The 16,716-nt window shown below is 42.2% G+C and carries 11 protein-coding genes; 5 read left to right on the top strand and 6 right to left on the bottom strand.

Annotated features, from left to right (window positions below):
- Positions 1 to 53: 53 nt before the first annotated feature.
- The 5 genes from rpsK to ACFS6H_RS19470 all read left to right on the top strand — a co-directional run bounded on the left by rpsK (position 54) and on the right by ACFS6H_RS19470 (position 6,201).
- The gene (rpsK, locus tag ACFS6H_RS19490) at positions 54 to 458 is read left to right on the top strand and encodes a 30S ribosomal protein S11 (protein WP_386103114.1); all 405 of its coding nucleotides are present in this window, start codon (positions 54 to 56) and stop codon (positions 456 to 458) included.
- A 192-nt stretch (positions 459 to 650) separates the two neighbouring features.
- On the top strand, positions 651 to 1,256 hold the full coding sequence (rpsD, locus tag ACFS6H_RS19485) for a 30S ribosomal protein S4 (RefSeq protein ID WP_386103112.1): 606 nt from the start codon (positions 651 to 653) through the stop codon (positions 1,254 to 1,256).
- 185 nt (positions 1,257 to 1,441) lie between these two features.
- The gene (locus ACFS6H_RS19480) at positions 1,442 to 2,443 is read left to right on the top strand and encodes a DNA-directed RNA polymerase subunit alpha (RefSeq protein ID WP_386103110.1); all 1,002 of its coding nucleotides are present in this window, start codon (positions 1,442 to 1,444) and stop codon (positions 2,441 to 2,443) included.
- Positions 2,444 to 2,620: 177 nt separating this feature from the next.
- A complete protein-coding gene (gene rplQ / locus ACFS6H_RS19475; protein WP_386103108.1) occupies positions 2,621 to 3,136 on the top strand; it encodes a 50S ribosomal protein L17 in 516 nt (171 codons plus the stop codon).
- A 488-nt stretch (positions 3,137 to 3,624) separates the two neighbouring features.
- The gene (locus tag ACFS6H_RS19470; protein WP_386103106.1) at positions 3,625 to 6,201 is read left to right on the top strand and encodes a phosphoenolpyruvate carboxylase; all 2,577 of its coding nucleotides are present in this window, start codon (positions 3,625 to 3,627) and stop codon (positions 6,199 to 6,201) included.
- A 286-nt stretch (positions 6,202 to 6,487) separates the two neighbouring features.
- Here ACFS6H_RS19470 and ACFS6H_RS19465 read toward each other — a convergent pair whose 3' ends face one another.
- The 6 genes from ACFS6H_RS19465 to ilvN form a co-directional block, all read right to left on the bottom strand.
- The gene (locus ACFS6H_RS19465) at positions 6,488 to 7,990 is read right to left on the bottom strand and encodes a glutamate synthase subunit beta (protein WP_386103104.1); all 1,503 of its coding nucleotides are present in this window, start codon (positions 7,988 to 7,990) and stop codon (positions 6,488 to 6,490) included.
- 219 nt (positions 7,991 to 8,209) lie between these two features.
- Positions 8,210 to 12,724 (bottom strand): glutamate synthase large subunit, encoded by a 4,515-nt coding sequence (gene gltB / locus ACFS6H_RS19460; protein ID WP_386103102.1) that lies wholly within the window; start codon positions 12,722 to 12,724, stop codon positions 8,210 to 8,212.
- A gap of 157 nt (positions 12,725 to 12,881) precedes the next feature.
- Positions 12,882 to 14,150 (bottom strand): threonine ammonia-lyase IlvA, encoded by a 1,269-nt coding sequence (ilvA, locus tag ACFS6H_RS19455; protein WP_386103100.1) that lies wholly within the window; start codon positions 14,148 to 14,150, stop codon positions 12,882 to 12,884.
- Positions 14,151 to 14,389: 239 nt separating this feature from the next.
- Positions 14,390 to 15,517, bottom strand: a complete 1,128-nt coding sequence (gene ilvC, locus ACFS6H_RS19450; protein ID WP_386103098.1) for a ketol-acid reductoisomerase — start codon at positions 15,515 to 15,517, stop codon at positions 14,390 to 14,392.
- 55 nt (positions 15,518 to 15,572) lie between these two features.
- A complete protein-coding gene (locus tag ACFS6H_RS19445) occupies positions 15,573 to 16,037 on the bottom strand; it encodes a DinB family protein (protein WP_386103096.1) in 465 nt (154 codons plus the stop codon).
- Between the two features lie 8 nt (positions 16,038 to 16,045).
- Positions 16,046 to 16,636: an acetolactate synthase small subunit gene (ilvN, locus tag ACFS6H_RS19440; RefSeq protein ID WP_386103094.1), complete on the bottom strand. Its 591-nt coding sequence runs from the start codon at positions 16,634 to 16,636 to the stop codon at positions 16,046 to 16,048.
- Positions 16,637 to 16,716 lie beyond the last annotated feature (80 nt).

The raw sequence follows: 16,716 nt of genomic DNA, 5'->3' as shown, positions 1-16,716 counted from the left end.
CGGTTCCGGGATACCGGGATTTTATTTTAAACATTTTTTGACTACCTCACAAGATGGCAAAAGCACAACAGAACAGCGCAAAAGCCGCTGCTAAAAAAAGAATTGTGAAAGTGGACGCTTATGGCGACGCTCACATTTCAGCTACATTCAACAACATTATTGTTAGTTTAACCAACAAAACAGGCCAGGTTATTTCCTGGAGCAGTGCCGGTAAAATGGGTTTCCGTGGTTCTAAAAAGAACACGCCCTATGCCGCACAAATGGCTGCCGCTGATGCTGCTAAAGTAGCATTGGACGCTGGTTTGAAAAGAGTTGACGTATACGTAAAAGGACCAGGTTCTGGTCGTGAAGGCGCTATCCGTTCTTTATCTCAAAGCGGTATCGAGATCGTGATGATTAAAGACGTTACTCCTTTACCTCACAACGGATGTCGTCCTCCTAAGAAAAGAAGGGTATAACATTAGTTATAAGTATTAAGCTAAAAGTTATAAGTAAAAGGATATTCCTTCGCTTATAACTTTTAGCTTTTGAAATAAAGATTTTTGAGCCATTCCGGTTTCATTTTTAAAAAGGGTACACGATTAATTTTTTTCAAAGCTTTTTACTGATCGAGGTACCGCATTCTAAAAAAGCTTAAATGAAAGTATATTATGGCACGTTACAATGGTCCAAAGACCAAAATTTCTCGCATTTTTGGAGAGCCTATTCTTGGCAATGGTAAATGGTTGGGTAAAAACAGTAACCCTCCAGGTCAGCACGGTGAAAAACGCAAACGTAAAACCTTAGGTGAATACGCTTTGCAGTTACGTGAAAAACAAAAAGCAAAATACACTTACGGTATTTTGGAAAAACAATTCCGCAAAACTTTTGAAGAAGCCGCACGCCGTAAAGGTGTTACCGGTGAAAACTTAATTAAATTGCTGGAAGCCCGTTTGGACAACACCGTATTCCGTATGGGTATTGCTCCTTCACGTCCTGCTGCCCGCCAGTTAGTAAGCCACAAACACATTGAAGTTAATGGTGAAGTAGTAAACATTCCTTCTTTCCAGCTGAAAGCCGGTGATGTTATTACCATCAAAGAAGGTAGCAGAGCTAACTCTTCTATTACCAGTGTTGTTCGTGCTAAAAATCCTAAATTCGGTTGGGTTGATTTCAACGAAACTACATTTACAGGTACTTTCATCACTTATCCTGAAAGGGAAAATGTTCCTGAGAACATTAAGGAGCAATTAATTGTTGAGTTGTACTCTAAGTAATAGTTAGATGGTTAAAAGTTATGGGTTTAACGAGGTAACAGCTGTTAACCTGGTAACAGTTAATATATAACCGAACTTGGATGGATTTGCTGGTTGCTGATGACTGTTTGGTATTCCTCCGGGAAGTATAAAGCAGGTATCGGCAAGGGTAACACAATCATTAAAAACCTAAAGACAAATAAAATATGGCAATCTTAAATTTCCAGAAACCTGATAAGATCATTTTACAAAAAGCTACCGACTTTGCTGCTCAGTTCGAGTTTCGCCCGTTGGAGCCTGGTTATGGTGTAACTATCGGTAATGCACTGCGTCGTGTATTATTAAGTTCATTGGAAGGGTACGCTATTGTAGGTGTTAAAATTGAAGGGGTTGACCACGAATTTGCTACCATGAAAGGTGTTAGTGAAGATGTGGTGGAAATATTCCTGAACTTAAAACAAGTACGTTTTAAGAAAATTGTTGACCACGAAGTGGCAAACGAAAAAATCGTTCTGTCATTAAAAAATAAAACAGAATTCTTAGCCGGTGATATCGGTGAGGGTACACACTCTTTCCAGATCATGAACCCCGAGCTGCTGATCTGTACTTTAGACTCATCTGCAAGAATGGATATTGAATTAACTATTGGCAAAGGCCGTGGTTATGTACCTGCAGAAGATAACAAAGTAAAAGATGCACCTGTTGGTTATATTCCTATTGATGCTATTTACACGCCTATTAAGAATGTTAAATACAGCATTGAGAATACCCGTGTGGAGCAAAGAACTGACTTTGAAAAACTGATCATGGAAGTATCTACCGATGGTACGATTCATCCGGAAGAAGCAGTGAAACAAGCGTCACGTATTTTGATCCAGCACCTGATGATCATTACCGACGAGAACATCACTTTCGATAACAAAGAAGAGAAAAAAGAAGACCTGGTGGACGAACAAACTTTACAATTACGTAAAGTATTGAAAACGCCATTAGAAGATCTTGACCTTTCTGTACGTGCCTTTAACTGCCTGAAAGCAGCTAAGATCAACTCATTAAGCGAGCTGGTACAGTACGAGCAGGAAGACCTGATGAAGTTCCGTAACTTCGGTCAGAAATCTTTAGCTGAAATTGAACAGGTTTTAAGCGAAAGAGGCCTTGGCTTTGGTATGGATCTGCAGAAGTTAGGTGTAGATAAAGACGAACTTTAATTAGATAATGAGGTAATTTGAAAATGTGATAATGTTTTCAAATTACCTCATTGCTTTATAAGTATTAATAACAAGTAGGTTACAATTCCTGACACGGTGTAACCGGATTTTTAAACAACAATTTGGGATTAATAATTTTCAAATTATCTAATTACCAAATTACCAAATTAAACAGTCATGCGTCACGGAGACAAAATCAACAATTTAGGCCGCAAAAAAGCACACCGCGAAGCCTTATTAAGCAACTTGGCTATTCAGCTGATCCAACACAAACGTATTGTAACTACTTTGGCAAAAGCTAAAGCATTACGCGTATTTGTTGAGCCGCTGATCACTAAAGGTAAAGACAATACCACGCATCAGCGTCGTGTTGTATTCAGCTACTTACAGGACAAAGAAGCTATCAAAGAATTATTTGGTACTATTGCTGAGAAAGTAGGTGGCCGCCCCGGTGGTTACACCCGTATCATTAAATTAGGCATCCGTCCTGGTGACGCTGCTGAAAAAGCAATGATCGAGCTGGTTGACTTTAATGAAGTTTACGGTAAAGTAGCTGATGAAGCTAAAGCAACTACCAAACGTACACGTCGTTCGGGTGGTGCTAAAAAGAAAGCAGAAGCTACTGAAGCTGCTGCGCCTGAAGCTACAACTGCTCCTGCAGAAGAAGCTAAAGAAGAAAAAGCAGCTGAGTAATCAGTTTCTTATATTACCAGGAAAGCCCCTTGCATTGCAGGGGGCTTTTTATTGCCATCGTCCCACCCCTGGTTTGGCTTTGGTTGTGTCACTCACTTGTACGTCCGGTAATGCTATTGGGCAGCTGATAACGCAGACGTTAATAGTTAAAGGTTATTCGTTAACAGTATTAATCATCTATTACTTTCTGCCCTTCGGACATAGGTACTTCCTGACTACCAGACTTTCCTCTGTTGATTAACGAACGGAACGATGCAGTGTGCGACGCAACGAAAGATGAGTACTATTCCTGTTGCCGGTAACATAAAAATTGTTTACCGGTATTTACGTTAAGGAGTATTATACAGGGATGATTGAATAGCTAACGCTTGTTTTTACTTTTAAATTTTCAGTTTTTACTTCCGGTTCCGAATCATTAAATTGTTTTATCTTCAAGGCCTATACGATGCTTGCTGCTTAATTTATTTACCGGATAATTTTATTTCCATATGGATCAATATGTAAGTGCTTTACAGCAGTTCAGGAATGAGGTTGGCATACGTTTTCAACTCTACAATAGTTTATTTACCTCTTTGCCTTTTCATAAAATTGAAAAGACGGGTATCTTATTATCCCTCTTATCCAGTAACTGTGAAGAAGGTTATGTAAAGGGCTTAAGTCCTATCAATATCATTGAAGATTTTTTTAGTAAACAAACTACTTATGTAACGGAGCAGGAGAAGGTGGACCTGTTATTCCGTTTTGTACAATATGCTGAAAGGCAGGTGGTATTGTTTGATGCACTGGAAGATGCCGCTTTTAATAAAGTGCATGATATGAACGGCGCCGGCACGCTGAAACATTTAGAGTCCGAAGTAATACAGGCATCCAAACAGGCCGACCTGGCCGAACAGTTAAAAGTATTTACCGTACGTTTGGTATTAACGGCGCATCCAACACAGTTTTACCCCGGCCCGGTACTAGGTATCATCAATGACCTGGCAAAGGCTTTATCGGCCAATAAAACCAGCCTGGTGAACGAATTGCAACAGCAGCTGGGCCGTACACCGTTTTTAAAGAAAGTAAAGCCTACTCCCTATGATGAAGCCGTAAGTTTAATATGGTACCTGGAGAATGTATTTTACCAGGCGGGAGGCAATATTGTGGCTTCACTGAAGAGCCGGTTCCCGGATGCGGTAAGCAAGGCTAACCCTGTTTTCCAGATGGGCTTCTGGCCCGGAGGCGACAGGGATGGTAATCCTTTTGTTAGAACAGAAACCACGTTAAAGGTTGCGGATGCTTTGCGCGGCAGCATTTTAAAATGTTATTATATGGACGTACGCAAACTGCGTCGCCGTTTAACTTTCCAGGGCCTGGAAACATTATTGCTGAACCTGGAAACCAAGCTATATAATAACCTGTTTGTGCCCGGTTATAAATCTGAATTAACAAAGGCTGAACTTACCGGTACTTTAGAAGAGGTAAAACAAATTATTATACACCAGCACAATGGCCTGTTCCTGGAGCTGGTAGAAAACCTGATCAACAAGATCGATATATTCGGTTTACACTTTGCCTCGCTGGATATAAGGCAGGATAGCGGCACTCATGGCAACCTGTTCAATTACCTTGCTGAAAATAATATTGTATTAAACAAGGACTATTTACAGTATGATGAAGCACAGAAAATAGAAGCACTGTTAAACGTAAATGAAACAATTGATGCCAGTGTATTTACCGATGATGTTCACCAGGATACGATCCAATGTATAGGTGCTATTAAAACCATTCAGCAGTTCAATGGTCCTGATGGTTGTAACCGTTATATCATCAGCCAGTGTAACAGTGCGCTGAATGCCATTGAAGTATTTACCTTATTCAAATTAGGCGGCTGGGAAGAAACAACAATAGAAGCCGATATTGTGCCTTTGTTTGAAACCATTGATGACCTGGAGAATGCGGCAACGGTAATGGAAACATTATACAATATACCGGCATACCGGGCACATTTAAAAAGGCGGGATAATTTTCAAACCATCATGTTAGGTTTTTCCGATGGTACCAAGGATGGTGGTTACCTGATGGCCAACTGGGGTATTTATAAGGCCAAGGAAGAGCTTACTGCTATTTCCCGTAAGTACGATTTGGATGTTATTTTCTTTGACGGCAGGGGAGGCCCTCCCTCAAGAGGTGGTGGTAAAACCCACAGGTTCTACGCTTCCATGGGTAAAAACATTTCCAGCAAGGAAATTCAGTTAACCGTGCAGGGGCAAACGGTGAGTTCCAATTTTGGTACTGTTGATTCTGCCGGTTACAATATTGGCCAGTTACTAAATGCCGGCTTATCCAATGCGCTATTCTATAATAAAGAAGAAACATTAACCGCTGAGCAGGAAGCATTACTGGGAAAACTATCGGATATCAGTTACGAAGCTTATAAAAAATTAAAGAACCATCCTTATTTAACGGCTTACCTGGTGCATGCCAGTCCGCTGCGTTTTTATGGTGAGACCAATATCGGCAGCCGTCCGGCAAAACGTGGCCAGGCCTCCGGTATTTCATTAAAGGACCTGCGGGCCATTCCTTACGCAGGCTCATGGAGCCAGTTAAAACAAAATGTAACCGGTTTCTTTGGGGTAGGAACAGCGTTGAAGGCCATGGATGAAGCGGGTAATCTGTCTGAGATAATGGCCCTGTACAAAAACTCACTGTTCTTTAAAACCCTGTTGGATAACTGCGAAATGGCCATGTCCAAATCCTTCTTTCCCTTAACCAGTTATTTGGCTAAACATAAGGAGTACGGGGAGATCTGGCAGATGATCTATGAAGAGTATCAGCTGACCAAAGAATATATCTTTAAATTATCCGGGCGAACAGAACTGATGAGTGATTACCCGGTTGACCGCCTGTCCATTCAAATGCGGGAAAAAATTGTATTGCCATTGGTAACCATCCAGCAATATGCACTTACCCGTATCCGTGAAATGGAAGAACAGGTAGCACGTACACCTATTGCCGATGTGTATGAAAAACTGGTGATGCGTTGTTCTTTTGGTATTATTAATGCCGGAAGAAACTCGGCGTAAATTTGTATAATTATTTATAGAGCTGCCACCTGGTATTTATCAGCGGCGGCTCTTTTCTTTTATTTATAGGTCATATTAACTCAGATTTCCGGTATAAATAATTATTATCCTCGCCGGTAAAAGGCGCTTTTCCAAATTCTTATTTTCCTTTATTTTATTATTGGTAGCCAAAAGTGGAAGATTTATTCAAACCATAGTGTAAACTCGCCGGGTCATCAAAAAAACAAAAACCTCCTGCCCGCGAGCAGAAGGTTCTGTTACACAACTTAAAACTCAATAAACACTATTAAAAGGAAGCTAAAATAGAAGCTTCTTTTGTTTCTAATATGGAACTGCCCATTAAAAACTCATCCACTTTACGGGCACATTCACGGCCTTCGCTAATGGCCCATACCACCAGGCTCTGGCCCCGGCGCATATCACCTGCTGTAAACACTTTGGCTATATTACTTTTAAATTCTTTTTCGCCGGCTTTTACATTACCACGGGCATCCAGTTCAACACCCAGTTCATCAATAAAACCAACATGCTGCGGGTGTACAAAACCCATGGCCAATAATGCAAGATCACAGGGAATCTCTCTTTCTGTACCGGGTATTTCGGTAAACTGAGCCGGGCGGCCGTCTTTACTGGCTGTCCATTGCAGGTTAACAATTTTAAGGCCTTTTAATTTACCGTTCTCATCACCAATAAACTCTTTGGTTGCAATAGCCCATTCACGAATGGCGCCTTCTTCATGCGACGTAGTTGTTTTTAACAACATGGGGTAAGTTGGCCAGGGCATAAAATCGGTGCGGTCAGCCGGAGGCTTTGGCATTAATTCAAACTGTGTAACCGAAGCAGCGCCATGGCGGTTACTGGTGCCTACACAGTCACTTCCGGTATCGCCACCACCAATCACCACTACATGTTTACCAGTAGCTGTTACTTCATGCGGTAATATATTGCTCTCGATATGAGCATTGGCCAATACATCTTTACCGGCTACACGTTTATTGTTTTGTTTTAAAAAATCCATCGCAAAATGTACGCCGTCCAATTCACGGCCTGGAATAAACAAATTGCGTGGTGCGGTACTGCCACCTGCTAATACAATGGCCTGGTGCTCCCTTAACAGGTCGTTAATGCTGATGTTCACACCTACATTGGCCAGGTAATGAAACGTAATACCTTCCTCTTCCAGTAAAGCAATACGGCGGTCAATCACCCATTTGTCCAATTTAAAATCGGGAATACCATAACGTAATAAACCACCCGCGGCATCATCACGTTCATACACATGTACGGTATGGCCCGCATAATTCAATTGCGCTGCGGCGGCCAGGCCGGCGGGCCCGCTGCCAATAACGGCAATTTTTTTACCTGTACGTACATTAGGCTTTTTGGCTTTTACAAAACCTTTTTCAAAAGCTATTTCAATAATATGTTTTTCTATTTCCTCGATAGATACGGGCGGCTGGTTAATGCCTAACACACAGGCGCTTTCGCAGGGCGCAGGGCATATACGACCGGTGAATTCGGGGAAGTTATTGGTAGAGGCCAGTATATGATAAGCTTCCTCATAGTTTTTATTATACACGGCATCATTAAATTCCGGTATCACATTACCCAAAGGGCAACCACTATGACAAAAAGGTATGCCACAGTTCATACAACGGGCGGATTGCTCGTTTAATTTATTTTCAGGGTATTGACTTACAAATTCCCTGTAATGTTGTAACCTTTCCTGCACTTTCGCTTTCGGCGGTGCTTCACGGGTGAATTCTAAAAATCCTGTTGGTTTGCCCATTTTTTATTTAATTAAAAAGTAAAAAGTAAAAATGAAAAGGGTGTTTATGACTGCTCTTCTTTTTTAACTTCTTAATTTGTTCACTTTTATTTTTTTGCTACCGGCTGCATTAACACAGATCATCGTTCCTTGCGTCGCACACTTGTACTGCAGTAATGCTATTGAACAGTGAATAACCAATATTCAATAGGCAGTATACAATAGGTAATGCCGGCTGATTTACTTACTTACTGTCACTGCTGCACGGCTTTGTAAAACCTTCTTATAATCCCTTGGGAATACCTTGATAAAGTTTTTAGTCTGGTTTTCAAAATCACTTAAAATGAATTTGGCTACCGCGCTGTTGGTCAATGCCGCATGCTGGCTGATCATATATTTTAAGGTACAGCTGTCGTCCTCATCTACCGGGTCAAGATCAACCATCTCGGGGTTACACCTGCCTGCAAAACTGTTGTTTACATCGTATATGTAGGCAATGCCGCCACTCATACCCGCTGCAAAGTTGGGCCCGGTCTCGCCAAGTACTACCACGGTACCGCCTGTCATGTATTCGCAACCATGGTCGCCAATACCTTCTACCACCACGCTGGCACCTGAGTTACGAACGGCAAAACGTTCACCGGCCTTGCCTCGGATATAGGCATTACCCTGCGTAGCGCCATAAAAGGCAGTGTTACCAATAATGATATTTTCCTCCGGTTTAAACGTCGCTTCCTTATCCGGGTATACCACCAGGGTAGCACCGCTTAATCCTTTACCAAAATAGTCATTGGCATCACCTTCCAGTTCAAACGTAATACCCCTGGTGCTGAATGCGCCCAGGCTTTGGCCCGCTGTGCCTTTCAGTTTTAAATGAATGGTATCATCGGGTAATCCTTCGGCACCATATTTTTTTGTTATTTCATTGGATAACAAAGTACCTGCGGCGCGATCGGTATTGATGATGTTGAACTCGGCCCTTATTTTTTCTTTATTGTTTAAGGCAGGTTGTGCCGCCTCTAAAAACTTCCAGTCTAAAATAGCATCCAGGCCGTGGTCCTGTTCTTCGGTATTGTATAAGCCTACCCATTCAGGCGCTTCCTCTTTATGCAGTAAAGGCGAGAGGTCAAGTTTACTGTATTTCCAGTGTGTAATATTTTCTCTTACCTGTAAAGCGTCTACCTGACCGATCATTTCATTTACGGTACGGAAACCAAGTTCGGCCATTAACTCGCGCAGATCCTGTGTGATGAACTTGAAAAAGTTAACCACGTATTCCGCATCACCGGTAAAACGTTTTCTCAGTTCCGCATCCTGTGTTGCTACACCAACGGGACAGGTATTTAAATGACATTTACGCATCAAGATACAACCTTCCACTACCAGGGCCGCTGTGGCAATACCCCATTCTTCAGCGCCTAATAAGGCTGCTATGGCAATATCGCGGCCGGTCCTGATCTGGCCATCGGTTTGTACAATTACCCGGCTGCGTAATTTATTTTTAACGAGTGTCTGGTGTGTTTCGGCCAAACCTAATTCCCATGGTAAACCTGCATGTTTAATAGAGCTCATGGGCGAGGCGCCGGTACCGCCATCAAAGCCGGCGATCAGTACCACATCGGCTTTAGCTTTGGTAACACCCGTAGCGATGGTGCCCACACCGGCTTTACTTACCAGCTTTACATTGATACGGGCTTTACGGTTCGCATTTTTAAGATCGTATATTAATTGAGCTAAGTCCTCAATAGAATAAATATCATGGTGAGGCGGCGGTGATATTAAACCTACACCAGGGGTAGAGTGACGGGTTTTACCGATCCATTCATCCACTTTATGCCCGGGTAACTGACCACCCTCACCGGGTTTGGCACCCTGTGCCATCTTAATCTGTATCTCGTCGGCCTCCGTTAAATAAATACTGGTTACACCAAAGCGGGCACTGGCCACCTGTTTAATGGCGCTGCGCATGGAGTCGCCATTGGGTAATGGGGTGTAACGTTGTTCGTCTTCACCACCTTCGCCGGTATTACTCTTACCGCCTAAACGGTTCATGGCAACGGCCAGGGTAGTATGGGCTTCCCAGCTAATGCTGCCAAAGCTCATGGCACCGGTAGCAAAACGTTTGTATATATTTTCTGCAGGCTCTACTTCATCTATGGAAATAGAGGGGCGTGTACGCTTAAAGTCCAGTAAGCTGCGTAATGTAATGGCTTTGTGCTGCTGATCGTTGATGGATTTGGTATACTTTTTAAATATGCCATAATCGTTCATACGGGTAGCATATTGTAACAGGTGAATGCTCTCGGGGTTAAACAGGTGTGCTTCGCCTTTACGTTTCCATTGGTATATACCACCCACCGGTAAACGGTCAACAGGAATATCTTTTTTACTGAAAGCAAAGAAATGTTTGGCCAGCGCTTCTTTGGCTATTTCATCCAGGCCCAAACCTTCAATACGCGATGTAGCGCCGGTGAAATATGCATCTACTACCGACCGGCTGATACCGATGATCTCGAATATCTGTGCACCCTGGTACGATTGCAGGGTACTGATACCCATTTTGGAGAATACTTTCAGTAAGCCTTCATTTACAGCCTTGATATAGTTCTTCTTCAGCTCGTCCTCGCTTAGTGCGGATTGCAGTTTGCCGCTTTCCTTCATATCACGAATAGAGGAAAGAGCTAAGTAAGGGTTAATGGCGGTAGCGCCAAAACCTAATAAACACGCAAAGTGATGTACTTCCCAGGCATCACCGGCTTCCACTACAATACCTACCTGTCCGCGTAAACCTTTACGTATTAAGTGGTGGTGTACAGCTGAAGTAGCCAGTAAGGAAGGAATAGGAGCGTGGTCACTGTCAATCGCCCTGTCCTGTAATATCAATACTTCAAAACCATCCCTTACCGCATCTTCGGCATAACGGCAAAGACGTTCAATACCTCTTTTTAAATTGCCGGGTTTGCCATCGGCCAGGAAATAACATTGTAATGTTTTGGCCTGGAAAATGCCGGTATCAATACTACGTAAGGTTTCTAATTCTTTATTGTTTAAAACCGGGTGTTTTAATCCTACCACGTGGCAATCCAGCTCATCCTCCACCAACAGGCTACCGTTATTTCCTACAAATGTTACCAGCGACATTACCCTTTTTTCCCGGATAGGGTCAATAGGCGGGTTGGTTACCTGCGCAAATAACTGCTTGAAATATGAAGATAAATGCTGGGGCTGATCGCTTAATATGGCCAGCGGTGTATCGGTACCCATTGAGCCGATGGGCTCTTTACCATCAAGGGCCATGGGTAAAATAATTTGTTCCAGGTCTTCGGTGGAATAACCAAAAGCTTTCTGGTATTTAAATACCTGGTCATGTTCCAGGTGGGTGAACATGATACGTGGCGGTGGTAATTCATTTAAGCGGATCTTATATTTATTCAGCCACTCATCGTAGGGCTTTTGCGTGCATATATTTCTTTTTACTTCCTCATCGCTGATGATACGGCCCTGTTCCATATCTACCACGAACATTTTACCCGGTTGTAAACGGCCTTTTTCTTTGATCAGTTTCTGGTCAATAGGCAATGCTCCGGTTTCCGATGCCATGATCACACGGTCATCAGTGGTAACGCAATAACGGGATGGGCGTAAGCCGTTACGGTCTAAAGTAGCGCCGATTATTTTTCCATCAGTAAAAGAGATGGAGGCCGGGCCATCCCATGGTTCCATTAAACAGGCATGAAACTCGTAGAAGGCTTTTTTTACCGGGTCCATATCTTCATTACCATCCCATGCTTCCGGTATCAGCATCATCATTACATGTGGTAAAGAACGGCCGGTAAGGGTCAGTAATTCGATCATATTATCCAGGCAGGCCGAGTCGCTCTGGTTATTGCTGACAATGGGCAATAACATATCCATTTCTTCCTTACTGAAGAAAGGTGTTTCAAAACCAGGTTCACTGGTCTTCAGCCAGTTTAAATTACCCTGTAAGGTATTGATCTCACCATTGTGGGCAATATAACGGAAAGGCTGAGCCAGTTTCCAGGAAGGGAAAGTGTTGGTAGCAAAACGGGAGTGCACCAAACCAAAGGCACTTACCACCCGTTTGTTGGTAAGGTCCGTAAAATAGTTACGTACCTGGTTACTGGTTAACTGTCCTTTATAAACAATGGTCTTATAAGATAAAGAAGCCAGGTAAAAACCTATCTCATCCTTCTTCACCGTATTATTAATAATATGTGTGGCGTAGTTACGCAGCACAAATAATTTTCTTTCAAATTCAAGTGCATTGGTAATATGGTCGGGACAGGCAATAAATACCTGCTCTATCTCCGGCTCCACACTCAATGCAGTAGGTCCGATATCCGATTTATTTACCGGTACCTTACGCCAGCATAATACTTCCAGGCGTAATTTTTCTGCAGCACGTACAAAAATCTCACGACACTCTTCACGCAATCTTAATTCCTTTGGAAAAAATACCATGCCTACGCCATATCTTTCAAAGCGGGGCAGGGGTACACCCAGTTTAAGACATTCATCAAAGAAAAACTCATGGGGTATCTGGATCATAATACCGGCGCCATCACCAGTGTTTGCCTCGTGGCCACAGGCGCCACGGTGTTCCATATTTTCCAAAATAGTTAAGGCATCACCAATGGTCTGGTGATTTTTATTGCCTTTAATGTTAGCAACGAAACCTATCCCGCAGGCATCATGTTCAAACGACGGGTCATATAATCCGGTAGCACGAACCATAAACAATGTTGTTTTGAATAAATTATAATAAACCTCACAAAAGGTTGGAAAAATTGGCAGGCAAACAGTCTAAATTACAAACTTTCTTCAATAAAACCATCATGTTGCTGTTGGTTTTTTCAAAAAAGTTTGATACAAACGCTTGTTAATGCAATCGTTAGACCAGGTAGCTAAACAAAGTATCGTTCTTGTTCAGTTCGGTATAGTTGATGGCAAAAGCATTTAGTTTTTCTAAGAATATCTTGTAGTCTTCTTTTCGTTGTAGTTCAATGCCTACAAGGGCGGGTCCGTTCTCTTTATTGGTTTTGTGAATGTATTCAAAACGGGTAATGTCATCATTAGGTCCTAATACATTATTCACAAATTCTTTCAGTGCACCGGGACGTTGTGCAAAATTGATCAAAAAGTAATGTTTTAATCCTTCGTACTGCAGGCTACGTTCTTTTATTTCCTGCATACGGTCAATATCATTGTTGCTGCCGCTGACAATACATACAATGGTCTTGCCCTTTATTTCACCGGCAAAAAAATCGAGTGATGCAATGGATAAAGCGCCGGCCGGTTCCGCAACAATAGCATCTTCGTTATATAACTTTAAAATACTGGTACATACTTTTCCTTCGGGTACCAGTTGCACCTTATCCACTACATCTTTACAAATATCAAAGGTGAGGTCGCCGATGCGTTTAACAGCAGCACCATCAACAAAACGTTCAATACTGTCCAGTGTAACAGGATGTCCGGCAGCTAATGCAGCCGTCATGGAAGGGGCGCCTTCCGGTTCTACGCCAATGATCGTTGTAGCAGGAGAAACATGTTTGAAATAGGTGCCGGTACCGGCAGCTAAGCCACCACCACCTATAGGTACAAATAAATAATCAACTGTAATATTGGAGTAAGTAAGATCGTCCAATATCTCTTTCGCAACAGAAGCCTGTCCTTCTATAATCCGCAGGTCATCAAAGGGCGGAATAAAGGTCATGCCATGCTCTTCGGTATATTTTTTGGCAGCAACGGCACAATCATCAAAAGTATCACCCACCAGTTTTATTTCTATATTACCATCGCCAAACATTTGTGTCTGACGTACTTTCTGTTTGGGCGTAATAACCGGCATAAACACCACACCTTTTACCTGGAGGCTTTTACAACTGAACGCAAAGCCCTGCGCATGGTTACCGGCGCTGGCACATACTACTCCTTTTTGTAATTCCTCCTTGGGTAAGCTGCTCATCATATTATAAGCACCACGCAGTTTATAGGAACGTACTACCTGGAGATCTTCTCTTTTTAAGTAAACATGACACCCGTACCGGCGTGATAAGTTGGCATTGTACTGCAAAGGGGTTTTGGTTACTACGCCTCTTAGTCTTTCTGCTGCGGTATCTACCTGTAATTGGTCCCAATATGTAGTTAATGCTTCCATTGTAGTGAATGATGAATTATGAATGATTAATTAATAATGAAGAATTAGTAATTAATAAGATGGTGCTATTTATCTCAAATAAACGGGTAATAAATTTTTAATGAGCAGTAGTCGAGGGCAAAGAAGTGTAAACAATTTAACTTATCAGTGACCGGGGCGAAATTTAATGCTCCCAGGAACAAAAGAAAATGATATTAAATAAGCCGTTACAATCTGTAACGGCTTATTTAATAAAATGATTAACCTACCGATTCTGTTTTTTGTGTCAGCTGGTCAAATACTTCTTTGGTTGAGTCGCTGCCTGCGTCAGCTGCTTTAGGCGCCTGGTTTTCCGGGCGTAAGCTACGCACGGTTTTACCAGCCTGCCACATTTCACTCTCTCTCAGTTCTTTTAATTCAGCATCTAATTTCTCACGGTAGTCGGCCTGTGAGTTGCTGTCAATGGAGCGTTGTGATTCTTTACCAGTTGCAACGCTTTCATATAATTCTTTAAATACAGGAGCAGTTGCATCCCTGAACTTTTTCCACCAATCCAATGCACCACGTTGTGCAGTGGTAGAGCAGTTGGCATACATCCAGTCCATACCGTTTTCGGCTACCAATGGCATCAGCGATTGTGTTAACTCTTCAACAGTTTCGTTAAACGCTTCAGAAGGGGTGTGGCCGGCATCACGTAATACCTGGTATTGTGCCGCAAAAATACCCTGGATGGCGCCCATTAAAGTACCGCGTTCGCCGGTAAGATCAGAGTATACCTCTTTTTTAAAGTTGGTTTCAAATAGGTAACCGCTACCTACGGCAATACCTAAAGCAATTACTCTTTCTTTAGCTTTACCGGTAGCATCCTGGAAAATAGCATAAGAGCTGTTCAAACCACGACCCTGTAAAAACATACGGCGTAAAGAAGTACCGCTACCTTTAGGTGCTACTAAAAACACGTCCACGTCTTTAGGAGGAACGATGCCGGTTTGCTCGTTAAAAGTAATACCAAAACCATGAGAGAAGTATAATGCTTTACCCGGAGTTAAATGTTTTTGTACAGTTGGCCATAAGGCAATTTGTGCAGCATCACTTAATAAATAACAAATGATGGTACCGCGCTGTAAAGCTTCTTCAATTTCAAATAAGGTTTCACCGGGTACAAATCCGTCAGCAATAGCTTTATCCCATGTTTTTGAATTTTTACGCTGGCCAACAATTACGTTAATGCCATTGTCTTTTTGGTTTAATGCCTGTCCGGGGCCTTGCACACCGTAACCAATAACAGCAACAGTTTCGTTGCTTAATACCTGTTGTGCTTTGCTAAGCGGAAATTCGTCACGGGTTACCACGTTTTCTTCTACGCCCCCGAAGTTTAATTTTGCCATTGTTATCTTTTTAATGATTAAAAACTTTGTTTTATTGTTTGTATAGATAAAGACTTTATTGTTGTACCAGTTTACGTAAAGCACTTACCTGGCCTGTATGCATATTGTCGTGTGCTACACAGCATAATAACATTTCATCAATATTTTGCACCGTGTACTTATAGGTGGAAGTTGCAAACGGTACAAAGTTCTCAAATGCTTTTGCCTGGTAATCCTGTTCTATCCTGTCAATGCTTTTTAAAAGCTCCTCCTTCATCCGTTCAATTTCTTCCGCACTGATCTCAGCTTCCGGTTTGGTGCCCTTCATATATTTTTCCAGGTAGGGTATAGGATATTGCGGTTGTACACTGCTGCGTAAGTAACATAATGCCGGAGTACTTACTACCAAATGCCCCAGGTTCCAGGCAATATTATTATTAAAACCGGCCGGTATTTTGTTTAACTGTTCTATGCTTAATCCTTCTGCGAGGGTTAACAATATTTTCCTGGTCTGCCTGGTATAATCAAAAATGCTGTTCATAATATCCATTACATGGTAAATACTTTCTCGTTATCATTCAGGAACTCATTCTCTACCAGCTCAGTGCCTGGTTCACGGTATTCAAATTCCTTTAACCGTTTGTGGAAGCCTTCACTGTTATTAATGATAGCAATACGGGCGCTGCGTACAAACTCGATCAGGCCGTGGTTGCCCAGCTTTTTTACCAGGCGGTCAATTTCTTCACCATGACCGGTGGTTTCAAAGACTGTATAATCTTTCCGGATAGCCACCGCTCTTGCCCCGTATTCACGTAACAGGCGTTCTACTTTAATGTTATCAATTACTTCCTCCGTGGATAATTTAAACAGACCCATTTCCTGCCAGGTGATCTCATCGTTGGTATTATAAAAAGCCCTTAAAATATCTACCTGTTTTTCAATCTGGCGGATCAGTTTACGCACTACTTCTTCCGTTTCATTGATGACGATCGTAAAACGGTGAATACCTTCAATTTCGCTAGGCGAGGTATTCAGGGTTTCTATATTAATTTTCCGGCGCGAAAAAATTATCGCAATACGGGGTATGATGCCGATCTGGTTTTCGGTATATACGGTTATGGTGAAATCCTGCTTTTGCATATTTTATAATTAAAAAGTAAAAAGGAAAAAGGAAAAGTTAAAAGGGTTACTGTTAGGGCTTGATTTTTCTTTGCATTAAC

The sequence above is a fragment of the Terrimonas rubra genome (assembly GCF_042686025.1).
Classification (GTDB): domain Bacteria; phylum Bacteroidota; class Bacteroidia; order Chitinophagales; family Chitinophagaceae; genus Terrimonas; species Terrimonas rubra.
The sequence above is the reverse complement of the archived record's forward strand: the minus strand, read 5'-3'. Positions and strand labels throughout refer to the sequence as shown.